General features: G+C 60.0%; 20 protein-coding genes. 4 read left to right on the plus strand and 16 right to left on the minus strand.

The window, feature by feature from the left end:
* Positions 1 to 165: 165 nt before the first annotated feature.
* The 7 genes from ltrA to C2L64_RS14160 form a co-directional block, all read right to left on the minus strand.
* Positions 166 to 1533: a group II intron reverse transcriptase/maturase gene (gene ltrA, locus C2L64_RS14130; protein ID WP_007730949.1), complete on the minus strand. Its 1368-nt coding sequence runs from the start codon at positions 1531 to 1533 to the stop codon at positions 166 to 168.
* 123 nt (positions 1534 to 1656) lie between these two features.
* The gene (locus C2L64_RS14135; protein ID WP_244144579.1) at positions 1657 to 1998 is read right to left on the minus strand and encodes a hypothetical protein; all 342 of its coding nucleotides are present in this window, start codon (positions 1996 to 1998) and stop codon (positions 1657 to 1659) included.
* 147 nt (positions 1999 to 2145) lie between these two features.
* Positions 2146 to 2961 (minus strand): IS21-like element helper ATPase IstB, encoded by an 816-nt coding sequence (gene istB / locus C2L64_RS14140; protein WP_090836426.1) that lies wholly within the window; start codon positions 2959 to 2961, stop codon positions 2146 to 2148.
* Entirely contained in the window at positions 2958 to 4457 is a 1500-nt protein-coding gene (gene istA / locus C2L64_RS14145; RefSeq protein ID WP_090836428.1) for an IS21 family transposase, read from the minus strand. The genes istB and istA overlap by 4 nt, the downstream gene beginning before the upstream one ends.
* A gap of 1574 nt (positions 4458 to 6031) precedes the next feature.
* On the minus strand, positions 6032 to 7411 hold the full coding sequence (locus tag C2L64_RS14150; RefSeq protein WP_090836430.1) for a sigma-54 dependent transcriptional regulator: 1380 nt from the start codon (positions 7409 to 7411) through the stop codon (positions 6032 to 6034).
* 20 nt (positions 7412 to 7431) lie between these two features.
* Positions 7432 to 7743, minus strand: a complete 312-nt coding sequence (locus tag C2L64_RS14155) for a hypothetical protein (RefSeq protein ID WP_090836432.1) — start codon at positions 7741 to 7743, stop codon at positions 7432 to 7434.
* A gap of 259 nt (positions 7744 to 8002) precedes the next feature.
* Positions 8003 to 8341, minus strand: coding sequence for a hypothetical protein (locus C2L64_RS14160; RefSeq protein ID WP_143055756.1), 339 nt, complete (start codon positions 8339 to 8341; stop codon positions 8003 to 8005).
* Positions 8342 to 8705: 364 nt separating this feature from the next.
* Between C2L64_RS14160 and C2L64_RS14165 the strand changes: the two genes are divergently transcribed.
* Together C2L64_RS14165 and C2L64_RS14170 are read left to right on the plus strand one after the other, a co-directional pair.
* Entirely contained in the window at positions 8706 to 8909 is a 204-nt protein-coding gene (locus C2L64_RS14165) for a hypothetical protein (protein ID WP_090836436.1), read from the plus strand.
* Between the two features lie 594 nt (positions 8910 to 9503).
* Complete coding sequence (locus C2L64_RS14170) at positions 9504 to 10475, plus strand: NHL repeat-containing protein (protein WP_090836438.1); 972 nt, start codon at positions 9504 to 9506, stop codon at positions 10473 to 10475.
* Positions 10476 to 10589: 114 nt separating this feature from the next.
* On the opposite strand, the gene C2L64_RS14175 is transcribed toward C2L64_RS14170, so the two are convergent.
* The gene (locus C2L64_RS14175; RefSeq protein WP_244144588.1) at positions 10590 to 13688 is read right to left on the minus strand and encodes an acetoacetate--CoA ligase; all 3099 of its coding nucleotides are present in this window, start codon (positions 13686 to 13688) and stop codon (positions 10590 to 10592) included.
* Positions 13689 to 14187: 499 nt separating this feature from the next.
* On the opposite strand from C2L64_RS14175, the gene C2L64_RS14180 reads away from it, so the two are divergent.
* A complete protein-coding gene (locus C2L64_RS14180) occupies positions 14188 to 14493 on the plus strand; it encodes a hypothetical protein (RefSeq protein ID WP_090836442.1) in 306 nt (101 codons plus the stop codon).
* Between the two features lie 2 nt (positions 14494 to 14495).
* Here C2L64_RS14180 and C2L64_RS14185 read toward each other — a convergent pair whose 3' ends face one another.
* From C2L64_RS14185 to C2L64_RS54855, 6 genes are all read right to left on the minus strand, one after another.
* Positions 14496 to 15665, minus strand: coding sequence for a GNAT family N-acetyltransferase (locus C2L64_RS14185; protein WP_090836444.1), 1170 nt, complete (start codon positions 15663 to 15665; stop codon positions 14496 to 14498).
* A 115-nt stretch (positions 15666 to 15780) separates the two neighbouring features.
* Entirely contained in the window at positions 15781 to 15978 is a 198-nt protein-coding gene (locus tag C2L64_RS14190; RefSeq protein WP_090836446.1) for a hypothetical protein, read from the minus strand.
* 249 nt (positions 15979 to 16227) lie between these two features.
* On the minus strand, positions 16228 to 16500 hold the full coding sequence (locus tag C2L64_RS53220) for a hypothetical protein (protein ID WP_158660515.1): 273 nt from the start codon (positions 16498 to 16500) through the stop codon (positions 16228 to 16230).
* Between the two features lie 470 nt (positions 16501 to 16970).
* Positions 16971 to 17234 (minus strand): hypothetical protein, encoded by a 264-nt coding sequence (locus tag C2L64_RS54850; RefSeq protein ID WP_090836447.1) that lies wholly within the window; start codon positions 17232 to 17234, stop codon positions 16971 to 16973.
* Positions 17235 to 17417: 183 nt separating this feature from the next.
* Positions 17418 to 18092 (minus strand): TIGR01841 family phasin, encoded by a 675-nt coding sequence (gene phaP, locus C2L64_RS14205; protein ID WP_244144577.1) that lies wholly within the window; start codon positions 18090 to 18092, stop codon positions 17418 to 17420.
* Positions 18089 to 18313 carry a hypothetical protein gene (locus C2L64_RS54855; RefSeq protein WP_090836449.1) on the minus strand — a complete coding sequence of 75 codons (225 nt, stop codon included), beginning with the start codon at positions 18311 to 18313 and terminating at the stop codon, positions 18089 to 18091. The genes phaP and C2L64_RS54855 overlap by 4 nt, the downstream gene beginning before the upstream one ends.
* 1343 nt (positions 18314 to 19656) lie before the next feature.
* Between C2L64_RS54855 and C2L64_RS14215 the strand changes: the two genes are divergently transcribed.
* The gene (locus C2L64_RS14215) at positions 19657 to 21312 is read left to right on the plus strand and encodes a sialidase family protein (protein WP_103153701.1); all 1656 of its coding nucleotides are present in this window, start codon (positions 19657 to 19659) and stop codon (positions 21310 to 21312) included.
* A 759-nt stretch (positions 21313 to 22071) separates the two neighbouring features.
* On the opposite strand, the gene C2L64_RS14220 is transcribed toward C2L64_RS14215, so the two are convergent.
* The gene (locus C2L64_RS14220) at positions 22072 to 22281 is read right to left on the minus strand and encodes a hypothetical protein (protein WP_090838328.1); all 210 of its coding nucleotides are present in this window, start codon (positions 22279 to 22281) and stop codon (positions 22072 to 22074) included.
* 288 nt (positions 22282 to 22569) lie between these two features.
* Positions 22570 to 23967, minus strand: a complete 1398-nt coding sequence (locus tag C2L64_RS14225; protein WP_090838326.1) for an MFS transporter — start codon at positions 23965 to 23967, stop codon at positions 22570 to 22572.
* Positions 23968 to 23994 lie beyond the last annotated feature (27 nt).

Here is a 23994-nt window from a genome sequence, read left to right on the forward strand (position 1 = left end):
CATTGCATTGGAATGTATTCGATTGGACACAGTTCCGCGATCTTTTTATGACGGCCGACCTCTGACACGGGCGGGCATCGGGATAGGGGCAAGCCTCGCGGCCCGACCCCTCCCACGCCACCGTGCGTACGGGTCCGTACACGGCGGCTCGGACCGGTTGACCGGCTATAGTCGCAACGATGGAAGTCCGAGGGAGCCAAGATAGCGGTTGGTGAGTGCACGTTGCAGGGCCGGACTATGACTCAGGCGCCATGCAGCGTGAGGAGAACCGACCGTTTGGGCGGCCAGTTCCCGGTCAATTCCGCGACCCGTCAACTCCCGGAACCGGTTGCGGCTGTTGCCCCACTGTTGCCAGAAGATGCAGCGAACTCGTCGGCGCACCCACTCATCAAGTCGCTGTAATGTACTTGGCGTCTCGCAGAAGCCGAAGTAGCCACGCCACCCGGTGAGGTAGCGTTTTAGCCGCTCCATCAACTGCTCGATGCTGATCCCTCGTTTGCGTTGAGTCAGTTCCCGGATGCGCTCCTTGAAGCGGGCCAGTGCCTTGGGCGCAATGCGCCTTTTGGCCCTGTCTCCGCCTGAGAACGTGAATCCCAGAAACTTCCGCATGCGAGGCCGCGCGACCGCGCTCTTCGCTTCATTGACCTTCAGCTTCAACCTGCCGGTGAGGAAGGCCTTCAGCCCTGCCATCACCCGCTGGCCGGCACGTTCGCTGCATACGTAGACGTTGCAATCGTCGGCGTACCTCACGAACCGCAGTCCGCGTTGCTCAAGCAGTTTGTCAAGATCGTCGAGCATCAGATTGGATAATAACGGTGACAGCGGACCGCCCTGGGGCGTGCCCTCATCCGTTGCACCAACCAGCCCGTTCTCCAGCACACCCGCGGTCAGGAAGGCGCGGATCAGCTTCAGCAAACGCTTGTCGCTAATCCGGCTGGCCACCCGGGACATCAGGATATCGTGGTTCACGCGGTCAAAGAATTGCGCCAGATCCAAATCTACCACCCAGCCATGTCCTGCCTGGATGTAGCCCTGCGCACGCGCCACGGCCTGATGCGCCGAGCGTCCCGGACGGAAGCCATAACTGGAGTCCGAGAACGTCGGGTCCCACTGCCTTTGCAGCACCTGCAACACCGCCTGCTGGACGAGCCTGTCGAGCGCAGAGGGAATACCGAGCTTGCGCACGCCCCCTCCATCCGGTTTGGGTATCTCGACCCGTCTCACAGGTTGTGGTTGGTAGGTTCCCTCGAGCAGTGAGGCCCCTATCGTCGGCCAATGCTCCCGCAGGTACGCCGGTAATGCCTGAACCGTCATGCCGTCCACGCCCGGTGCACCCTTGTTCGCTTTCACACGCTTCAACGCCTGCTTCAGGTTCTCCCTTTCGCAGACTTCTTCCATCAGTCGGTCACAAGCCGACGGGCTTTCAGGCTCGGGGTTCGCCGCCACAGGTTCAGCCCCTCGATCTGCGACCCTCGGGGCTTCACCCCTGCCTCCGCTGCCGAGGACGCGATGCGTTTTCTGCTGCGCTCCCATGTCGAGTTCTCCGGCTTACTCGCCGCTCCTTTCCGTTCAGGCCTTCAGGCTGGATAGCGTCAAGCAGCATGTCCGGTTTACCGACAATCATCTTGGCCGGTCGGCCAAGGTAATTGCCGCGGGTCAGGTGGTCATGGTTGTCGCTGCTCCTTCGTTATTGTCGTTGGGTAATTTTTCATGTATCTGATCGCCATCGTTACTGCGTAACGATGTGCCGGCGAAGTACGCACGCCACTGCGCCGAATCGAGTTCAATTCCCGCGAGGATGCGTTCATCTTCCGCAATGACCAGCCGCTCGATCAATGCCTGTTGCGTTACTGCGTAACGACGTGCCAGCCTGGCAAGTGCCAGGGAGGCGCCGGTGTCGATCCAGACGCTCAGGCGTCGCTCACCGTTGCCGTCATTGCCTGCATGAGGGCGCCGGGTTCTGTACGCGGCTTGCCGTTGCGCAGCTGTTTTTGCCATTTTCTTCCCCTGTCTGATTCCGTTACGCGGTAACGGCGTCACGCATGCGTTACCGTGTAACGTTGCCGTAGATAGCATCCAGCAGCATGGCTGGCCACCGGCAACTATCGGGCCGGTCAACGGGAGGAGTTGTCGTTGGCCAGGAGGTCATATGGTTGTCGCGACGCCTTCGTCATTGTTGTTGGGTAATTGACGCCGGCGCGCATTCTGTTTGTCGCTGGCTTTGCGGCGACGGTAGCTTTCAACATTCAGCTCGAAGATCGTCGAGTGATGGACGAGCCGGTCAATGGCGGCCACCGTCATGCCGGGGTCCGGGAAGACGTCGCTCCAGCCGGAGAACGGCTGGTTGGCCGTTATCAGAAGACTTTTCCGCTCATACCTCTCGGCGATCAGCTCGAACAACACGCTGGTTTCGGCCTGGTCCTTCCTCACATACGACAGATCGTCCAGGATGATCAGGTCGAAGCGATCGAGTTTGGCGAGTGCGGAAGGCAGCTGCAGGCTCTGACGTGCGACCTGAAGCTTCTGCACGATCTCGCTGGTACGCGTGTACAGGACGCGATAGCCGGCGTCGATCAGCGCGTGTCCGATCGCAGACCCAAGATGACTTTTGCCGCCGCCGGGTGGCCCAAACAGGAGGATCGTGGCCCCTTTCTCAAGCCACGAATCGCCGGTGGCCAGCGCCATTACGTGGGCCTTCGAGACCATGGGTACAACGCCGAAGTCGAAGGTGGCGAGCGTCTTGGTCGGATCCAGATGTGACTCGGTGCGATGGCGCTCGATTCTTCGATTGGCCCGCTCGGCAAGTTCATGTTCGAGCAGCGCACCGAGCAGCCGGGACGCCTGCCAGCCTTCCTTGTCCGAGCGCTCAGCGAAGTCAGGCCACAACCGGCCGATCGTTGGCAGTCGCAGCTCGCCCAGCATCAGCGCCATCCGGCCGGCATCGTAAGCGGGGGCGTTCATGCGAGCACCTCCTCATCGAGCAACGTGTCATAAAGCGCGGCCGTCGGCATCTCGACCACCACCACAGGACACTCGGCCTGGCGCGGCGCGAACTCATCAAACAGCGCCCTCAGATCAGGCAGTTCACCGAGCTCGAGCAATGCATCGAGCCGCTCGGCCAGTTGTGCCTCGACGCCGTGGTTCCCGGCGAGTTCCAGCAGCCCCACCATGGTCTTGCAGGCGCTGCGTGGCGTCAGTGCCTGATCCAGTCGTTCCCAGGTCCGGCGGTAGGCTTCGCGTGGAAACAGATCATCCCGGAACGCGAGGCCCCTGAAGGCCTGCGGCTTGCGTTTAAGCGAGTCGATGAAGTGCCGGTAATCGATGCCGCGACCGCGACCCTTGCTGGTGCGCGTGGCTCTCGGCGTGCTGTGCACGAGCGCGCCGGACAGGTAGCAATCGAGCCGGTCGCCGTAGACACGCACCTTCAGACGATGGCCGATCAGCCGCGATGGCGCGCTGTACAGCACGCAGCGCACGGTGAAGGTGCCGCAGCGGGTCACGCGCGCCTCTTCCTCGGCGAAGTCGGTGGTGCGGTACTCAGGCAGATCCAGCAGGTATTCGCGCTCGATCTGGAACGCCGCGGCATTGCGCCGGTTCCGGCGCATCACGACCCCGCGCACGAACTCGTCGTAGGCGGCCCGATCGGCGAAGTCGCGATGGCCGCGCAGCTCCAGCGCCTGATCAACCTGATCCTTCAGGTAGCGATGTGAAGATTCGACACTGCCATTCTCATGACCCAGGCCCCGGTTGTTGCGCGTGCCTTCCATCCCGTAGTGTTCGAGCAACGCCGCATAGCGAACTGTGAAGTCTTCCTCTTCCTGCAGGTTCCTGAAGGCCGCCGACAGGCTGTCGGAGCGGTGTTCGCGCGGGCAGCCTCCTGCCTGCCACAGTGCGTTCTGCAATCCCGTCGCGAGCGCCTGGAAGCTTTCGCCGCCATCGACCACGTTGGCGTACTCCCAGCGCGAGAACGCCAGCACGAAGTGATACAGCAGGTGGTTGAATGGGACGCCGCCGATCGTCACGCCCAGCTTGTCCATGTGCGTGAAGTCCGACAGGCCTCGCGCGCCGGGCTGATACGTTTGAGGGAAGAACACTTCCTTGTTCGGCCCTTCGAGCGCACGCCACTGGCTGATATGCCGCTCAAGCGTGCGCCGCATGCTGTCGGGAAAGCGCGCCGGATGGTCTTCCTGCAATTTGCGCAGCAGGGTGATCGCCTTCAGCCTGGGCGCACTGCGCAGCAACGGGACGACTTCGCTCTCCCAGACGTCGGCGAACGGATCAGGGCGCGAACGCCAGTAGCGTCGGGGCTGCTGCGACGGCAGTCCGGCGTCGTGTTCGACCCGCCGCGCCGTGCGCTCGCTCATGCCTGACTTCGCCGCAGCGAACTCCTGGGTATGGTGTTTACGATGGTTCATGAAGAGGCGGACCTGTTGGTCGGTAATGCGGGTTCCAGACATGGGCTGACCGCTTCTTTTCAGATTTAGTCAGCCATCCTATTCCCCCGCCGACCCGGCGCCGCCGGTAGCTCGTCGTCTCCGGCGGCTACGCCGCCTTCGACTCCTCACTACCGGCCAAGATGAATGTCGCTACACCGGACCCAATGATTGTCGCCGCCCATTCAGGCATAACCACCGCCCTACTATGCCTTCTGCTGACTCCTGCGCGGTGGTCAACGGCCCTTGCGGGCCGCTCAGTCCTGATTCCAGGACACCGCGCAGGCCTCCCGAGGTAAGCCCAACCGCCTTCACCACACACCTGCCAGATCTACCACCCCAGCCCTTGATGGTCGTGGACTTCGCGATCAATGGCTCGCTCGTCCGACTGGGTAGGCCTCGTATCTGGTTTCTGTTCGTCAGGTCGTGGCTTTGCTACACGCTTCCTTCAGACCCCGCCTCACGACGACGCCCTTGCGCTTCACTAGCCCTTCACCACCATCAGGTTGGGCAGGGGACTCTCACCCCCAAGCTGTTGGGCATGCTCGGCACACCATAAAAAAAGCCCGCCTCAGTAGGCGGGCTTAATCCATATATCAGGAGGAGACATGGAGGAGATGATCGAAGCATAAACACTAGTCAACATTCCTGCAGCGGCCCAGCCACAGTGTGACGAATGCGACACCGCGTTACAGGATGCCGGAATACACGACGCATACCGCAAATTTGCCCGGTCAGAAGGCGTGGTGAGGATGAGGACGATGACGACGACTGAGAAAAAGGCCGGGCGTCCTGATAAAGCGCCCGGCAGTCCAAACGCGCCGTTCTGAACGGGGGCCACATCCCACCGTCTAGAACCGGCTGCCATGCTTATTGAGGGCAGCATTCGCCATACCTGAAAAGTTCGCTACTCGCTAGGGCGCGTCAGGCCGTAGGAAAAGCGTCGCGACGCCGGTGTGCAACTGCGGAACCACGGCCAGCGAGCCGGGGCTGTCCACACGTCAGTGTGGGCAGCACAGTTGTGCACGGACGGGCGCGGCATGCCCGCGACCGAAAGTTATCCCCTTATGCGCATTGACGGCTTGGCAACTGTTTCTATTGTCCTTTTCTTGGGTCACATGACGCTTCTGTGAAAGTTGTGCACCGAAAAGGTGGATGAACCTGTGGACAACTTATAGGGTAACCGCTGTAAGCGTTTGATTGCATGCGAGATTGCTGCAATGCGCTACGAAACGGCACACTTGGCCACTGTTCCGTAGGGTCCGGCATGGCACCGGGCAGCTAAGTGATACGCCAACAGGCGAACGCCCATGCGATGGTATTGCCGGTCGCCGTGCCGATCCCGGCCACGAGTGCGCGGCGCCGCACACGTGCGCGACTGGCATCATCGCCAACTGAAGAGCGGCGGCACGCTCGAAGATGCGGCGGCGATGACGCGTCCCCCGCACCACTCAGTTCTATGACCGGCGCCGCGATGACATCACTCTCGATGAACTTTACGCAGCGGATTCGCAACGCACACGTATGGTCAGGGCAGCATGCGCCTCATGCCCGGGTTTGAGCTTCACCTGTGTTTGCCGTGGGAGTGCGAAATCCCATCAGCCCGGCGGATGACGGCGCTTGCGAGGTTTGGAACCTACAGTGTCCGGCTCGTGCATCCGGTAAGCATCCATGAGACGGTACAGCGTAACTCGCGATATGCCCAAATCGCGCGCGGCCTCCCCGTATCGTCCGCGATGCCGTAGCAGCGCCCGTTCGATTGCCGCTCGCTCGGCTGTCTCTCTCGCCGAGTTCAGCAATAATGGCACTTGACCCGCGACGTGATCCAGTTCGAGATCCTTCGCTGTAATCAGTCGTCCGTCGGTCATCACGACCGCCCGCCGCACCCGATTTCCCAGTTCGCGCACATTGCCGGGCCAAGTGTATCGAAGCATCGCATCTATGGCATCGGGCGAGAAGCCCTGCAGCCGCCTACCCGCCTCCCTCCGGAAATGGCTGAGCAAATGAAAGGCAAGCAGTTCGATATCGGTGCCTCGCTCGCGCAGCGGTGGCTCGACGATACGCAACACGCAAAGCCGGTGATAAAGATCCTGTCGGAAGCGCCCTTCAGCTATCGCCGATTCCAGGTCGACGTGCGTCGCGGAAATGAGGCGGACGTCGACATCAATGGATTCCAGCCCGCCCAGGCGTTCGATCTTGCGCTCCTGCAAAAACCGCAGGAGGCTAGCCTGGCTGTCGATCGGCAGGTCACCAATCTCGTCCAGAAACAACGTGCCTCCGCTAGCCGCTTCGACACGCCCTATCCTGCGTTGCGTCGCACCGGTAAAGGCGCCGCGTTCGTAGCCAAAAAGCTCAGACTGAACAAGATCGCGGGATATAGCGCCGCAGTTAATTGCGATAAACGGAAAATTACGACGAGAAGAGCGGCGATGAATTGCAGCAGCTGTCAGTTCTTTCCCCGTCCCAGACTCCCCTGCGATGAAAACGGGGGCATCCGTTGACGCTATCTTCTTTATCGATCGAAACATTGCCAGCATCGATTCGCATGCCCCGATCATCTCGCCTTCGGCAACCGAATGTATGAAATCTTCCCGTGGCGGTCCAGATAACTCAACCATTCCGTGCGCATGTCCAACAGCTCTGCCCACCCTTTCGGGGATGAACGGTACTGTCACGTAGTCTGAACAGTAGTCGCGCACGAGGTGTCGCAGTGTCGCATCGCCGAGTTGTCCCGGCGAGACAATCGCAACCCAACCGACATTGGGCATTGAAAGGCCTGTCTCGAGCGCCTCGATCTCGTGGGACGGCAACCCCGCTGCAAGGTCGAGTAGTCCACCAGCGGCCTCGGCGTCATCGGCGGCCTTCTTTGCATCCTTCGATGATCTGACTGCTTTCACATCCCAGTCGCGTTCCTCGAAGTATTGGCGGATCTCGGAGCTAGGTTTCGCTGACAGGTATATCAATCGTCGCAAATTCATACACTGAGCCCTTGCTGAACTTAGAAGCTAGGCGTGTCGCCAAGGTCGTCCTTTTCACTCGCGCTCTCCCCGATTTTGACGTATTCGACACCATTCACCGCAGCAAGAAAAACTTGATGTCCGAATGTCCAGTCACCGGTGCCCGGATCCTGAAAAACTGTCGCGAACGTTGAACCGCTCTTGATAGCCGACACCACGTCCTGACGGAGGTATTCACCACTTTCGTCTACCGCGATTCCGTTGTCTATCGCGAGTCTGAGACGAATGATACGCGTTTGCGTCGCATCAAAACGCGCTTCATAGATGAGGTAATCGGCCCATCTGTCTTCCATCTCTCCCTCCGGATCTCAAGAACCCCACGCTGTGCCGACGTACTCATTGTCACGTTTCCAAGATCGCATATTTGCCGCAGAGCATCACATGATTATGCGATATAGTCGATAAGTATTATTTAGTTCACGCGTACTACATAATATATCGATGCCAGCTAACACCTGCCAACCTTCAGATAAGCCTGTTACATACTGAGCTTGCTGCCTGGCCATATCGGCAACTTTCTTAGCCTTCCTATCGGCACATTCTTCTCTGACTTTAGCTGGGGCCCAATGCGGGCGCCACGCTCGGCACGTCGGCCGTTGCCGCGACCGCAGTGGCATCGACCACCAGTCGCAGACGACCTGCGCGCTGCCAGTGGCCATCTGCAAGCCGGCGCTGGAAGAGGCGGCTGGGATCGCAGTCAAATTGACCGCTGATATTCTGCATATTTCCGACGCTGATGCTGGTATTGCTGGGTCCGGCCTTTAACGGCTGTTCGATGAACCATGCCTCATCAAAAACGAAGCGTAGATGCTCCAATGATGCATATCCACGACGGAACGACACGTGCCTACCGGCCCTTGCCTTCTCTGCGGTCAGGAATCTGATCTCCAATTGAGCCATATCCTTCCAGTATTTGCTTTCCGCTGGCCGAGGGGGTCGGCAGGAAACGGTCACGTTCGAATGAGCCTGCAGCCTAATCAGCGGGCTCCAAGACGGAATTAAACGGCACTGATTATGCTCACCGTGTGAGACGGTACTCAGCCGATCGGAAAGATCATTCGCTACGCAGTTCTTCCATCCATACCTCGAAGCACCTGACAAACGCTTCCATTACGGCGCGTGGCTGATTCACTTCTGTACATCCTCTCCTTGGCGGGTACTCCGTTTTTTATATCGAAGAAGGGGCGATTTCCGACGACCCGTCGGAGGTCTTCGGGCTGCGTTTGGTGAGTACATTAACGGCAAGGCAAACCGCATGGCAGCCCTACTTGTGATCATGTCCGACCACCAACACAAGAAAGTCGATGTCGAGTCGCTCGAAAAAAATGGCATCGCGCTAGTCGCGCGGCAGGACGGCCGACGATTTCAGCGCTTGCTCACGCATGCGCACCAGCGCTGCAAAAAACGAGTCGTCTTCAAAACCAACGTCAGGGTGCGCCCACGTAACAACCCATGTTGATCGCCCGTTCTTTCGGTGTGACAAAAATGAATCGCGCGGCAAGCAGGTCCGGATCTCACGGCGCGCGCAAACGTACCATTGGAAACAATCGGCCTTCCGGCCGAGGGCGACGTGGTGCGATTAAACTACCGCGACGCCGTTACGCCTGCAACCTGACGCAACTTTGCTACTGCGACAACGAACAGTGACTTCTTAAGCTTTCCTTAAGGTCGTGCGCGAATGCAGCCGGATGTTGTGGCGAGTACGCGGAGTGCGTCATACGCGCTTGCTTCATAAACTTTCTCTGTTATGAAACCCACCCCATGCGGCTTTTCGTTTGAAGCATTGCAGACCATCTGAGTTTGCCCAGCCGCCCTCGCAGCTGGGGTGGTCCCTAAATGAAGGAGGTGCCCCATGAAAGCTCCGCGTCAGTTCTCTGCCTTCGAATCAACCACTCAGCTTCTCCACTCGTCGAAACTGCATTCGCTACCCCGCTTCATGCCCCGGCATTTACGCGGCGCTGTGTGTGGAATCGGTCTCGTTGCATTGTCGTTGGGATCCTCCGTTGCAATTGGAGAGCCGATCCTTCCACCGACATCCACTGTCGCATCGACGGTGCCAAACAGGGGCGATGTCAATCCGTACGGCATTGCGTTCGTGCCCAGCGGCGTGCCGTCGTGGAGCACACTGAGCCCAGGAGACGTCGTGGTATCCAACTTCAACGCCGCGTCGAACAAGCAAGGCACGGGGACGACCATCGTGAAGCTCGTGACCGACAGCAAGCCAGTAGCCTTTTTCCAAGGACAGAATCTGGGCCTCACCACCGCACTTGCAGTGCTTAAGAGCGGCTTTGTGCTGGTGGGCAATCTTCCCACGACGAACGGCACGAACATTCGCCCACCCGGCTCGCTATTGGTCATCAACCCCCAAGGCAAACTCGTTGGTGAACTGAAAGATTCCACCCTCCTGGACGGTCCGTGGGATATGACGGTAGCCATCGATCAGGGGCCGCGAGTCACGGCGTTCGTCTCGGACGTGTTGAACGGAACAGTGGCAAGGATCGATATCAACATTGGGGACAGCGGCGCGATGCTTTCGGGTAGCTCGCACATCATCGCGTCCGGCTACGCGCACCGAACCGACCCCGCGGCGCTCGTTGTCGGCCCGACGGGACTAGCCTACGACGCGCCCCATGATGTCCTCTATGTCGCATCAACCGGTGACAACGCGGTATTCGCAGTCTCGGGCGCGCTGGCGCTCAAGCACGATGGTGGCATGGGAAGGCTGATTTATCAGGACAACACCCACCTTCACGGGCCGCTGGCATTGGCGCTCGCGCCCAATGGAGATCTGGTGACGGCGAATGGCGACGCAGTGAACCCCCCTGATCCGCAGCATTCGAGCGAAATCGTCGAGTTTACGCCCGGCGGTACTTTCATCGCGCAGATGCAGGTCGATCCGGCAGCGGGTGCCGCATTCGGCCTCGCGTTCGGACTCAGCAGCAGTGGCCAGTCACAGTTCGCGGCAGTCAACGACAGCACGAATACAGCGACTGTCTGGACGTTGCGCCCGAGCAGTGGCAACTGACGGATGAAGAGAGTGGTTCCGAGCGCTTAAGCTGTCTCGCGTCGAAATTGACTGAACGTCTGATGTGTATCTCCAGGCGGTCATTCGACGCGAACCGTGACTGGACGCTAGTTTCTATGTTTGTAGGATTGGGGGCGACGACGGTTGGGACGGCGGCGCGTCGCCGTGCAACGCGTCGTCGAGCGCCCGTGCAACCCCCAGCAAATACGGCTCGACGAGCATGTCACTGTGGCCGCCTTCTACCTCGACGACCTTCAGCCCGGCGCGCGCGACACGTCGCCACAGTGACATCGGATCGGCGCGGTCCACCAACGGAATCAGCGCATCCATATACAGGATTGGTCCGGCGCGATATCGCCGCGGCCGGTATCGCGTCATCGCAACCCGCATGGTCTCGCGCACGCGCCGCTGCATGGGTGGCAGCCCGACGGCATCAGGCGCCGGCTTGTGTGCGGTGCGTCCGAGTCGCAGCCGCATGCGGTCGAGCGCACCAGCGAACTTGCCGCGCATGAATCGTCCGCGCTGCGCAGCCGGCATCTCACGCAGCGTCTGCCACTGCCGCGTGACGTAGCCAACCTGATGACGCAGCCACGCATCCCACGGCAGACAATGTTCGTGCACGTACGTGTCGAGCATGCACAGCAACTCGATCTCCTCGCCCGCGCGATGCAGTTGCTGCGCGATCTCCATCGCGATCAGCCCGCCGAACGAGTAGCCGAACAGCGCGTACGGCCCGTGTTCCTGCACGATGCGTATCTGCTCGATATAGCCGCGTGCCATCTCGACGACGTCCTGTTGCGCAGCCTCCTTGCCTTCGAGAAGACGCGCGATGAGCCCGTACACCGGCCGCGGGCTCTGCAACGCGCCGATCAGCGCACGGCATTCCAGCACCGATCCGGTGACGCTGTGGGCGACGAACAGCGGCGTACCACTTCCAGCGCGCATCAGCACCAGCGATTCTGCCGGGGCGTCGGCCGCATCGTTGACGATGGCGTTGGCAAGCCCGGCGATGGTCGGCGCCGTAAGGAGCGTCGTGAGCGAAATCGTGCGGCCGGTCGCCTGACGCACATGCGTCGCCAGCTCGGCGGCGAGCAGCGAATCGCCGCCCAGATCGAAGAAATTGTCGTCGCGAGCGATCGGGCTGAAGCAGAACAGGCTCTCCCACAGCGCTTGCAGGTAAGGCTCGAGCGCCTCGCGAGTGGTGCCGGGCGGCGGCAGCGTGCGCATCGCGAGATTCAGCGCTGGATGCTGGCGGATCACGTCGAGACATTCGGGGTTGCGCAACGCCGCTGCGTTGGCAACCGGCAGCCCGTTGATCGCATCGCGCGCAGCGGCTTCGGACGGCTTGCCGCTGTGCGTGACTGGCAATGCATCGACCGCGAGGATCACGTCCGGCACGTGCGCTGGTGACGCGCGGCGTGCGAGGTCACGGCGCACCTGCGACTGCAGCGCGACGGTGAGCGCGACGCCGTCCTGCAGCACAAGAAGCAGGACAATGCAGCGCTCACGCGAACGCGCCGGCACGCCCGTGCTCACAGCAGCGCCCCGCCCGGCGGCTGAAGTGGGCAAAGCACGCCCATCGACGACCATCGCGTCACGGATACCGGGGATGTCGTTCAGTACACGGTAGATCTCCGCAGGACCGACTTTGACGCCACTCACGTTCAGCACGCCGTCGCAGCGGCCGTGCATGCGCGCGGAGCCTTGCGTCGAGAACTCGACCAGGTCGCCATGTGTCCAGACACCCGGATTCGCCATGAAGTAGGCTTTATGAAAGCGGGAGCCGTCCGCATCGCCGAAAAACCCGAGCGGTCGTGACGGGAACGGATTCGCGCAGACCAGTTGCCCGACGCCGTGCGCGGGCGCGCCGTTCTCCCACGCCTGCACGTCGAGCGCAAGGCTCTTGCATTGCGCCTGGCCGACATACACCGGCAGATTAGGGTTGCCGAGCACGAAGCAGCCGATGATATCGGTCCCGCCGGAGATCGACTGCAGCGGCAGGTTACCAACATGCTCGCGCACCCAGTGATATTGCCCGTCGTACAGCACCGCGCCGGTCGACATCATCGCGCGCAACGCCGAAAGGTCGAATTGCCGTGCGGGCTCGAGGCCCGCCTGTTCGCACATCTTCAGGTAAGCCGGGCTGGTGCCGAACATGCTCACGCGCTCGTCGGCGACCAGCTGCCACAACGTATCGACGGACGCGAGCGGGCCGTCATATGTGACGATCTCGACCCCGGACGCGAGCGCCGACAACTGCCAGTTCCACATCATCCAGGCGCAGCTGGTGTGGAAGTAGAGCTTGTCGCCCGCGCGCAGGTCGGTATGCAGTCGGTGTTCCTTCAGGTGTTCGAGCAGCGTGCCGCCGGCGCCGTGCACGATGCATTTCGGCTTGCCGGTGGTGCCTGACGAAAACATGATGAAGAGCGGCTGGTTGAACGGGAAGCGCCGCCAGACGAAGGCCGTTGCGTCGGCTTGGGCGATCAGCGCGCCGAGCGAATGAACCGGCAGCTTGACGTTGCCCGGCAACGGCCCGTCGTCGAGGAAGACGATCCTTTCGAGCGAAGGCAAGGCGGCCGCCAGCCGCGCGACGTTTGCCGCCGGCGTGCGGCCGGTATTGGAGCCCCGGCTTGCGATGTGCGCAAACAGTAGGCGTGGCGAGAGCGGCGCGAAGCGGTCGATCAGCGCGTCGGCGCCCATCTCCGGCGAGGCGCTCGACAGCGTAGCGCCGATCGCCGCGACTGCCAACGCAGTGACCACCGCCTGCGCGTCGTTATGCATCACCGTTGCAACCCGATCGCCGCTGCGCACTCCCAGGCGTTCGAGCGCGCTGGCAAGACGCGCGACGCGCTCGCGCAGCTCGCCGCGTGTGATCCGCACCCGTAGCCCGTCGGCGTGACATTCGCACAGCGCCGGCGCATCGGCGCCGGTGACCCTCAGGTTGAGCAGGTTGTCCGCATAGTTGAGCTCGACGCCGGGGAAGAAGGTGGCGTGCTCGCAGTCGTCGCCGACACAGACCGGCTCGGTCTCGCCGCCGTGATCGATGTCTTCACACCAGCCGAGAAAAAATCGCCAGAAGGTCCGGTACTCGCGTACTGAGAACGCGTGCAGCTCCGCGTAGTCGGCCAGCAGGAGGCCGGTGTGTGCTTCGAGCGCCGCGGTGAACTCAGTGATCCGGGATGCCGCGATGCATCGTTCGGTCGGCACAAACATAACGCGCTCGGCGGAGCCGTGGCGCTCCAGATCTTTCATGATCAGATCCTTCCGTAGCATGCAAGCGCCGCGCTGCGGCGCAGGCCGCTCGAAGACCGGCGTTTGGGGAGCGCAGTTGAGACCCCGGTCGCTTGCGGCGGGATGATTCACTTAGAGATTAGGGTGGGTCACCCGAGTCACCACGTTATTGGTTTGCGATGGTGCGATCTGTTCGTCGCCGAACCAAACTGGCCGGAAGAAACCGTGATTCCGGCGGCCGCTCTGCGTCGCTGGCTATGTCAACCTGGTTTGTGCGACATGTGTCGTGGTCGGCCGCGCGTTATGCGGCATGTAGTAGGCTCTTCTGTGCCTCGTCAGAGCAACAAAGGCCGAAAGGACGAACGCTCTGATGAGCACCTTGTTACACCCCCTGGGAGGGTGTTCGCCACGGACGAACGGGCCCGAGCTCGCGTGACGGGAGCAAGGGCGGCGTTAGCAAGATGCGCAGTGAAGCGAAGGCTTGACGCCGGCCGACACGCAGGAGCGCCTTCTCTACGAACTGGGCAGCGGTCAGTGGAACATTCCCGAGCTGCGCACGCTGCTCGAGCGGGTGCTGTCCGGGAGCAAACCCTTCGAGGACTACGAGGTCAACGCTCCCTTCGACACGATCGGCGCGAGGAACTTCAACGCCCGCCCGATCGGTCGTCACCGCACGCCGTACTCACACCCGCCGGTGCAAAAATTGGCATCGACACGGGGTACAGCGCGACCAAGTTTGCCTAGGCTGCCGGAGGAAGCGAAATCCGCGCAACGAGCAATGCCTTAAATCTATTCGCTGACTGGATCTTGCGGTGAAGACCCAGTGCGTCCACTTTCTGCAGTCGCCTCCTTGGAACCTGGCTTCAAACCTTTAGCCGCTGCGATCAAGACTTTTGCAGTGCTCGCGGCCCTATAGCCCAAAAGGCCCCATGTGTTGTTAGCGACATGCATAGACCAAGTATAGCTGCGGTTGCCATGTGTCCAGTAGTCCTTATATTTTTCCGACCCCGGGCAGAAGTCAACATCGTACCCTTGTTCAAACGCCCATTTGATGGCAGCTTCCCATGCAATTGAACCAGGTTTGTACTGACTATACTTCAAGTCGAATCCGGATATAACACCGGTAGCAAGTGGATTGCCGTGGCTCATAATGCAAGCGGAGATCAGCACATCATTAAACTTCACAACGTGTATGCGTGCGGGCGCATTATCACCCCCATATGTGAGCGTGGCTACAAGAAAATTCTCATAGTGCTGTGAGAACAGCCAAGCGCCTTTCTTATTAACCTTCTCGGCCCACTCACGTTTGATTGCAAGAATCCAGTGAATAACTTCAGCAATCCCTTTACGATTCTTTGGATCCATCATAAAAACTTCAAGCTTGCCCTCTTTAGCGAGGCGTCGCTCTAACTGACCGGGCTTTTTGTTGAACAACGCACCCAGCGACTTAGTATAGGTAGCCCAATCGCTGTATTCATGTAAATTCGCAATCCAGCAAACATTCTTTTGTGCACTGAGAATATGTTTCTCCCGTTGCGCAATACGATGAATTGCAGATTCTTCGTTCATATACGGTAGGCGTATTAAATCTGCTTTACACTCCGCGCGTACGGCTTTCCAAGCGCGTTCTACCAGCATTGCAGCATCGCGGCGGTCTTCCATCAACGGGCCAGTATAGTCAGCAGAATCTGAACCTAGCGGGAGGAGGTATCTCCAAAGTGCGCGACGATGCGTGACCAGAGGCCACACAAGGCACAGCTCACCGTTCTCATGCATCACTATGCAGTGTAGAGCGCGTCCGCGAGGTTTAGCTACATTAAGCCAAGCTAGCAGAGAAACATCGTAGCGCTGAAAATACCGCCCATTCGCTTTCAGCCACAATAGTTCCCATTCAGACTTGAGCGCAGTGAAGGCCGCTTCATCTCGGATGATATCGAGCCGAATATTACTGTCGTTCATAGTGCCCTCGTTCGGCCCGCCTGCATGTATAGAGGAGGCGGGATCGCGTGAGTGGACTGATGATGCGCGCCAGACGTGGCACGCGCATGACCGATAATTGCGGGCGGGTTGCCGCTCAGTGTTTTCGGGCAACCGCTCGCAGAACTGAAACGCCGTCACGGGTGAGGCGGGGACGTTGGGCTCCGTACGCCGGCTGTTCGAGGGCGACCACCTGGCGTTCCAGCAGGGTGTCAAGCTCTTCGCGGTTCAGGTCGATTTGCTCGCGGGCGGCCTTGACGAGCATCGGAGTGGCGAATTCGTGAGGGCTCAGCATGTACGTGTCTCCGTATTATCTGGATGGACATTGCCGATAAGCATAAGTTACCGTAAAAGCCCCCGGCAATGTCACTACTCGGTAGCTATTTCAGTCATTTGATAACCAAGCCTTGCGAACTCAGCAGCCTTCAAGCCGGGACCCAAAATGTTAAATCGGAATCCCGTCCGGTCGGTATCGGTTCTTGCCCGTAAAGCCACGACGTCTGTTTTTTCCCGCATCGATTGGCATCTGGCTAATTTCCGTTTTTCACTCTTGCCTCGAGACGGTGGCCGGCCGACGGCTTGCCAACCCGCGATGGTTCGGCGGCGAGCTGTTGCTGGCTTCTGCCGGTTTCATTGAAGAACTCGTCCCGCGCGCGAGTGTTTTCACCGGCATGTCGAGGCCATACCGCAGCTGAACCACCAAGGCGACGAGGTGTTCATGTCTGCGGCGCTGAACCTCCTGTGCGAGCAGGGACATCAGGTTGTCGATGTCGGCGGGCACCGGCTCGTCGGCCGCCACTGGTCGGGCGACACCCACCGTGATCTGCGATGGTTCAGGGATTCCACGTTCCACCGACACCGGCGAAGTCGCGCGGCTTGTAATGGGAATCCTCGGGAAGTGAACTCGTCGAGCCCGGTCTGCACGGCACGGTTACGAAACCAGCAAGACGAAACACCTTATACAGCCTGCGATGACCGGTCTGGTGCCGTTCGACCGTGGAGGTCCGTTGTTTGAGGCGAAGCCGCCACTCAAATTGCCACGTGACGGTAATGGCGAGTGTCGGCTTGTGGCCGGATCTCTGCCGCTTCAGCAAGCGACGCAGCGCACGCCGCACTGGACCCAGGCTGAATTGGTTGTGGTAGCAACCTCGTAGCAAATTCCAGCGAGGAGGCAAAGGGCACTGCAGAGGCTCGAGACAGGAACACCGATATGAGCCCCCTCACGGCAATAGGCGATCCGATCGAGGGAGTCACACCTGATGCGCTCGTTGGATAAAGCGCAAAAACTCATGTATTAGCGTGCTGACCGTCAGGGTTGGCCGGTGACGACACGAGCTTACATGGAGGCCTCGGCATCGGTTCGTCGTCCACGAATGCAGCACCACAACGCAAGGCGAACGTGTACGCCGATTGCCGGTTCGCAAAATGCCCGAGATCCCCGAGCGAGGTCGCTTCCCCGTCTTCCTCGAGAATGGAAACTCGTGCGACAAACGTCCTGCCGCTCCTTGCGACCGACGGCTGAATCGCCACCCCGTGATGATAGAAAAACATGAAGTCTCCGGAACATCAATTCGATACTGGTTTCAGGATCAGCTTGTAAAGCGATGCAAATCTCGTACCGTGACACATTAGCTTTGACCGCTACTGGCCTGACCACACTTCGGGTTGCACTTTCGCAATTCAGCCCGACATTACCGCCGTACCGATCGCCATGCTAGCGCCAGAGATCAGTCGTTATCGCTTTGCTGCCCGCGATACTGGGATCGATTCCGCGCCGAGCGCTCTTCCAGGCTGCCGCGGCGGCCATATCGAGGTTGCTTCGGGTGGCCTCACTGCCTGCCGGCCAGCCTGCTCCAGAGTTTCATAAAGCGCATTCGCGGCAGTGATCGCCTGGTCCAGCGCGGCTACGGCGGCCTCGGAGCCGGCCGGCGCGCTCTTCGCAAGGCCCTCCACCTGCGTTTTTGCTTGCCTGACCTGCGCTTCCCACTGCGCATGCGCGCACCGCACCAGGTCGGCCTGGGTGGCGGCAACAATGTCAAACGCCTGCCGGCTCCAGGCCTGTATCTTCTCTGCGGCGAGCGCCGCCAAGCTGTTCTGCAGAGCCAGCCATTGCTCCGTCTCTTTCACGGACGGCGCCTTCTGTGCCAGATCAAGGGTCTCAGCAAGCGTCGCCCGGGTCGCCTGCATATTCAGCTCGGCGAGCTTCCCAACGCCCTCGACCATACAGCCGCTAAGGCCGAAGAAGGTATCGAGGTTCGTCTTCTGGCTTGTAGCAAGCTGTTCCTCGGTGGGCTTGGTGAAACTTCTGTAAAGGTGATCACGCGTGGGGGTCGCGCCAACGGGCGTTGCGCGCTGCGCGGGAGTAGCATCGCCGACGGGGGGCGGCGGGAAGAACAGGATATTAATCATCCCTGGCCCTGAGGTTTTTCGCTCCACCGTCGCGGCGCAACAGCCTGCAGTACTGCGTCGCCGTCGCGGGTCAGCCTGAGACGCTGTTGCCCAGACGCGGGTCGTTCGAGTGCCACCAGCTGGTGTTCCAGCAGGGTGTCGAGTTCCCCGCGCCCGGGGTCGATCTGGTCAGGTGCGGCCCTGACCAGCATCAATGTGGCGAATTCGTGAGGACTTAGCATGTCTGTGTCTCCCGGGTCTACTGGAATGAACGTTATGTAAGGCAAAATTACCGCCGTCGTGAACGGTCGGTAGGTATTCCAGTCTTTCGTTTTTAACAGTCCACAGTTTTGGAATGGGAATGTTAAGTCCAAATCGGGGCAGAAAAATGAATATCGTGTATGAACAATATGTGTTTGATAGTCTGATTTTTATCAGACAAAAATGGTGATTCCAGCCCTGAAGCGGTTCGCACGTAGTTGGCCTTAAGGCAACAAGGGAAACACCCGATGCCCGATGAACGTCAGAATGGCTGTGTTCGTCTCTCAGGTTCTGGCTCGAGCCCTCGGATCCAGAACTCTTCCGGCGACTCGTCAGTTCACGTGGCAGGCGATGACAGGCATCGGCTACGCGATGAAGTGGGGCGATGTGAGCTTGACCTACCGGTATCTCGCCTTCTACGGCTCGGGTGATCAATCAACTCGTGCAAACGCTGCGTTTCAACGGTCCGAGCCTGAATGTGATCTTCAGGTGGGGATGTTCGCTGTGACGCAAACGCCGGCTCTGCGCCGCTGCGCGGCGAGGCCGGAGCGCACTTCAAGCGGGCGGCATTCGGTTCCGTATGCACGGTCGGTTCATCGCTCGATCCGAGCACGAAGGTCTGTTATTTGAGTCGAGCAGCCGCTTGAACCATCTAAACGCAAAAACGAATGGCCGTAGATGGCCGCACCCAGTCCAACGATGAACTGGCGGTAAGCTCCACCGATGATGCTTCCGTATCGGGCAGCACCCCGACCCGTTCTGCCGCTCGCAAGTTCACCTCGTCAATGTCCACAACGAGGGGGTAACCTGGCACCCCGGGACAGGTGTCGCCAGATTGCTTTTGGGGCCCTGCCATGCCTCGGCGGGCGCGCAAAGTGCGGTACATCGCCGCGCAGATTAATCAGTATCCCGGATGATAGACGATGCTTCTGACATCGACTTAAAACTGAAACACCGATGCAGTCACCTTCTTCCTGCCATGAGCCGGATCGGCGGTAGTTTTACCGTTGAAAGGGCACTTGTGAGGCGCCATCCTGCTTCGTCAAGCACATACATGCTTCAACCGTCTTTCTGCAAACCCCATACCACGTCAATAACAATGGGGACGGCGCGTTATGAACCAGCACCCGTAATGAATTTTTCACACAAATCCTGTCCCCGCGATCTAGTGTGTTTTCGTAGGTGCATCGGAGGCGCATCAGTTCATCTCTCGATGGGAGGTAGCAAGCGTTGGATTTGCGGTGGAGCAAGTCGTTTTCGCATGGGTACGGGTGACAGAACCCGGCAGTGCGGAGGCGTTTTACCCTTTTTCGCGAGGCACACAATGAAATTCAATTTCAGACGCCTATCCAGGTTTGTTTCCCAAGGCATCGCAGCAGGCGGTGTCATCGCGCTCACGTGTGCGATCGGGCCACGCTCTCAGGCGCAGACATTAGGATCGCTCGTCACGGTGGCCGCAGGCGATCCATTCAGCGGATGCACGGCAGACCAGGTGCATGCGCAGGAGTCAGCATTCGGGAGTGTCCTGTTTCCGGCCACGTCGATCGAGCCATGGGTGGCGACCGATCCGATCAACCCGTCTCGCCTCCTCGTCGGCCACCAGCAGGACCGCTGGAACAATGGTGGCTCCCGCGGGCTCGTCGGCGTCGTCTCCAACGATGCGGGCAGCACCTGGACCAACTCGATCCCATCCGGCGTTACTGACTGTACCGGGGGCAAATTCCGTCGCGCGTCCGATCCCTGGGTAGACTTTGCGCAAGACGGGACGGCATTCTTTTTCTCGCTGGTGTTGGACCCCGCGCAGCCGACGACTCCGTTTGGCGCACGCAATAGCGCGATGCTGGTCAGTCGCTCCATCGACCACGGCGCGACGTGGCAACCGCCCGTTACGCTGATTCGCAACAACTCGCCGCACGTGCTCAATGACAAGAACTCCCTCACCGCCGATCCGACCGCGAACGAATACGTCTATGCGGTGTGGGATCAGCTGAGCGTGTTCCCACAAACGAAGGACGCCGCCCAGTTGCTCGCGGAAAACGATGGTGTCCTGATCGCGCGCAAATTGCGTAAAGCTGCAGCGTCAGCAGCGGGCGGTGCCCCCTTGTTCAAGTTTAATTTCACCGGCCCGAGTTTCTTCTCGCGATCCATCGACAACGGCGTGACATGGAGTACGGCCACCCCCATTTACCAGCCGGGCACGAACGCACAAACGATCGACAACATTGTGCGGGTGTTGCCTGACGGGACCCTGCTCGATTTCTTCACCGCGATCAATGTCACGCCATCGGGTCTGAGCATCGGGTATATAAGGTCCGCAAATAAAGGCGTGAACTGGACAGGGCCGACATTCCCCCACGATATTAGCGTGGTCGGAGTGGTAACTCCGGACAGCGGCCAGCCGGTACGCGATGCTTCCATTCTCTACAGTGTCGCTGTGAACCCAAAGTCGGGGGCGATCTATCTCACCTGGCAGGACGATCGCTTTTCGAATGCGACCTGCACCACGCCCACTGGATCGGTTCCGATCGACGGGATCGTTTTCAGCGAGTCGGATGACGGCGGGGCCACCTGGTCGACGCCAGTAATGATCAACAAGACGCCGTCAAACGGCGCGAACCCCTGCCGTCAGCAGGCGTTCATCCCTGCGGTCGTGGCGTCGGGCGACGGCAATACGATCGTGGTGACCTACTATGACTTCCGTAACGACACGAACACTCCTGCCGGCTTCGAGGGCACCGACTATTTCGCGGTGTTCTGCTCGACTGCCACAGCGTGCACAAACCCCGCCAATTGGGTCAATGAGCGACGACTGACCGACGCCTCGTTCAACATGCTTGACGCTCCCGTGGCGGGTGGCCATTTCCTCGGCGATTACATGGGTCTGGCTGCTAGCGGGCCCGCGACCTTCTATCCGGTGTTCGGCACAGCCACAAGTCCCAACGTGACGTCCGAATTCACGCGCAAAATCACGTTGCCGTGAGCGCAAGCGGCGGCGACTGGGGAGTCGCCGCCCAATCCCCGCAACAACTCATATGGGGCGGGAATCGGCGAGTTCGCCGCGATACTGCAGCAATCTTTTCGCTGCGTGATCGCCTTGGACTCCCGTCCCATGAACTACAAAACGCAAGATCTTTTTTATGGTCTCCGTTTCTTTTTCTTGTACCAGCCATTCGAAAATGAAGACATACGCGAGAAGCCGGTGGTTTGATGGTTTGGCCATGTTGACCTGTCTGTAACAGGTAGAGAATGTCCGTAGCGGGATATCAATCCGACGTTACCATGAGAGATCACCAGCCTGCGCGAAGGACCGTTCATGGCCGAGCCCGGAAGTTCAGTGTATGAGCGCTCCGCATCTTCTGCGAACTTCCCTTGTCGTTGAGGGTTGTTCGACGCCTGCCGAGGTCGACATGACTGAGAATGGAACGCACACGTGTCGTGCAACGCTGCGCGGGACGACATTCCCGGCGCTACGAATCAAACGGACGCAGCTTGCATCAGGCAGGTCGCAATGAATGAAACGACGTCACGTGTTTTCCCGGCAAGCGCGCCCTAACGCGCACGTGACATCACAGCGACTCGGGGTTTTGAACGCACGCATGACAAGCGCATAACGCGCCAAAAATCAGGGGATCATGCATCGAATCAAGTTCCGCGGCTGCTGCCGCAATTCCCACAGGAAGAAAATCCTCAGCGCGGCGAACGGCGCTGAATAAACGCGGATAGCGATCTGGCGTGTTCGCTACGCCTTGGCAAGCTCCAGCTCGATTGCCGCTTTTGCCTCAAGCAATGCCGTTTCCTGACTGCAGCAGAGGCGCCGTGGAGCATTACGTGCGTACCATTCGTTGGTCCAATTGAAAACCTCCCACGCCCACTCGTATGCAGCGAGTTCGCAGAGGATGATGTCGACGGGATGTCCGTCGAAGCTCTCGGAAACAATCACACTTTGCATATCAGTTCTTCTCCGCAATCCGCTCGGTGGTAGCACCGGGAATGGCAAACTGCCAGCACGAAAAAGGGAAACTGGATCCTCAGGTCAGGAGATTACCGCGAAAAAATGCCTAAAACATGAATTCGCCGCATTGGGATTGAACCGTATTGCGCATCGAAGGATCAAACGATCGGCGTGTCCTATTCATAAGACAAACAACTCGCGCGTGACGAGGCCCAAAATGACAATCGCCAGCGCACAATGTGCTGGCGATCATTCAACGAAAAGCGTGACTACAGCGAACCGTCATCACGCCCCGCTATCCACACTCACCCCCGCGCGAATCGGCTCGACCACCACAAGGCTCTCCTTCGGCAACGCCCACTCTAGCCAGCGCGCGCGGTGCAGCACCACGAGGCCGAACGCAAGCGCCGCCAGCACGCCGAACGTCGCGAAGCCCATCTGATAGCTGCCCGTGCCTTCCTTCGCGATGCCCATGATCACAGGCAGATAGAACCCGCCGATACCCCCCGCCGCGCCGACGATCCCCGACATCAAGCCCGTCTTGCCCTTCCAGCGCTGCGGCACCAGTTGAAACGTCGCGCCGTTGCCCAACCCGAAGCACACATACATCGCGATCAACAACGCAATGCCAGCCGACGCCGGCGGCATCCACGCCGCAAACAGGAAGTCGCACAGCGAAATCGCCGCAAGCAGGATCACCAGCGCACGCACACCCGAAATACGATCCGCGACCAGACCGCCGACAGGACGCACCAGCGCACCAATACAAGCCAGCAGCGACATGAAGAGCCCCGCTTCAAGACGCGGCATCTGATACAGAGAAATCAGCAGCGTCGTCACATACGACGACATGCCGACGAAACCACCAAACGTAATGCTATAGACCAGCATCACCACCCACGTATCGCCCTCGACGAGCACGCTGCGATAGTGCTTCGGCAGCACCGCAATCGCGAGCAGTGCGCCGAGCACGGGCAGCAGCAGCACGCCCGTCTTGCCCGTGCCGAACACGCCCGCATGCACGGCGACCACGAGCGCAACGAGACCCACCAGTGTCACGATGAAACTGCGCATTGCCTGCACGCCGCTGCCCGACTTCTGCCCAAGATCCTTCGCCCAGAAGAACAGCGCGATCGCGGCAAGACCCAGCAGCGGCAGCGCTGCGCCCGCAGCTTTCGCCCAGCCGAACTGATCGGCGAGCGCGGGGAACATGAAACCGTCGAGCACCGCACCGATGTTGCCCGCAGCCGCCAGACCCAGCACCAGACCCTGCACTTTCGGCGGATAGTTGCTGCCCGCCATCGGCAGCGCAACGGCAAAGCTCGCGCCGCCGACGCCGAGAAACACGCCGAGAATCAGCAGCAGCGTGTACGACGGCGTGCCCGGCATCAGCAGCAGCACCACGGAAGGAATCGCCGACAGCGCGATGCCCATCAGCGCGACGCGCCGTCCGTCGCAAGCCTGGTAGAGATTGCCGAGCGTCACGCGCAGGATCGCCGCACCGAGCACGGGTACCGCGACGAGGAAGCCCAGTTCCGCGGGCGACATCGCGATGTCCTTGTGAATGAACGGCGCGAGCGGCCCGAACATGACCCAGACGGTGAAGCCGGTATCGAAGTAGAGGAAGCACGCAAGCAGTGCGCGCCAGTTACCGCTCGCAAGCGAATTCAGCAGGTTTTTCATGGGTCTCTCTCACATTGAACGAAAACA

This window comes from Paraburkholderia hospita (genome assembly GCF_002902965.1).
GTDB lineage: Bacteria > Pseudomonadota > Gammaproteobacteria > Burkholderiales > Burkholderiaceae > Paraburkholderia > Paraburkholderia hospita.

What these genes read in the sequence shown, in the direction of transcription:
- ltrA (WP_007730949.1), bottom strand. Translation starts at nt 1,533, where the DNA reads ATGGGAGCGCAGCAGAAAACGCATCGCGTCCTCGGCAGCGGAGGCAGG.
- C2L64_RS14135 (WP_244144579.1), bottom strand. Translation starts at nt 1,998, where the DNA reads ATGGCAAAAACAGCTGCGCAACGGCAAGCCGCGTACAGAACCCGGCGC.
- istB (WP_090836426.1), bottom strand. Translation starts at nt 2,961, where the DNA reads ATGAACGCCCCCGCTTACGATGCCGGCCGGATGGCGCTGATGCTGGGC.
- istA (WP_090836428.1), bottom strand. Translation starts at nt 4,457, where the DNA reads ATGTCTGGAACCCGCATTACCGACCAACAGGTCCGCCTCTTCATGAAC.
- C2L64_RS14150 (WP_090836430.1), bottom strand. Translation starts at nt 7,411, where the DNA reads ATGAATTTGCGACGATTGATATACCTGTCAGCGAAACCTAGCTCCGAG.
- C2L64_RS14155 (WP_090836432.1), bottom strand. Translation starts at nt 7,743, where the DNA reads ATGGAAGACAGATGGGCCGATTACCTCATCTATGAAGCGCGTTTTGAT.
- C2L64_RS14165 (WP_090836436.1), top strand. Translation starts at nt 8,706, where the DNA reads ATGGCAGCCCTACTTGTGATCATGTCCGACCACCAACACAAGAAAGTC.
- C2L64_RS14175 (WP_244144588.1), bottom strand. Translation starts at nt 13,688, where the DNA reads ATGTTTGTGCCGACCGAACGATGCATCGCGGCATCCCGGATCACTGAG.
- C2L64_RS14185 (WP_090836444.1), bottom strand. Translation starts at nt 15,665, where the DNA reads ATGAACGACAGTAATATTCGGCTCGATATCATCCGAGATGAAGCGGCC.
- C2L64_RS14190 (WP_090836446.1), bottom strand. Translation starts at nt 15,978, where the DNA reads ATGCTGAGCCCTCACGAATTCGCCACTCCGATGCTCGTCAAGGCCGCC.
- C2L64_RS54850 (WP_090836447.1), bottom strand. Translation starts at nt 17,234, where the DNA reads ATGTTTTTCTATCATCACGGGGTGGCGATTCAGCCGTCGGTCGCAAGG.
- phaP (WP_244144577.1), bottom strand. Translation starts at nt 18,092, where the DNA reads ATGATTAATATCCTGTTCTTCCCGCCGCCCCCCGTCGGCGATGCTACT.
- C2L64_RS54855 (WP_090836449.1), bottom strand. Translation starts at nt 18,313, where the DNA reads ATGCTAAGTCCTCACGAATTCGCCACATTGATGCTGGTCAGGGCCGCA.
- C2L64_RS14215 (WP_103153701.1), top strand. Translation starts at nt 19,657, where the DNA reads ATGAAATTCAATTTCAGACGCCTATCCAGGTTTGTTTCCCAAGGCATC.
- C2L64_RS14220 (WP_090838328.1), bottom strand. Translation starts at nt 22,281, where the DNA reads ATGCAAAGTGTGATTGTTTCCGAGAGCTTCGACGGACATCCCGTCGAC.
- C2L64_RS14225 (WP_090838326.1), bottom strand. Translation starts at nt 23,967, where the DNA reads ATGAAAAACCTGCTGAATTCGCTTGCGAGCGGTAACTGGCGCGCACTG.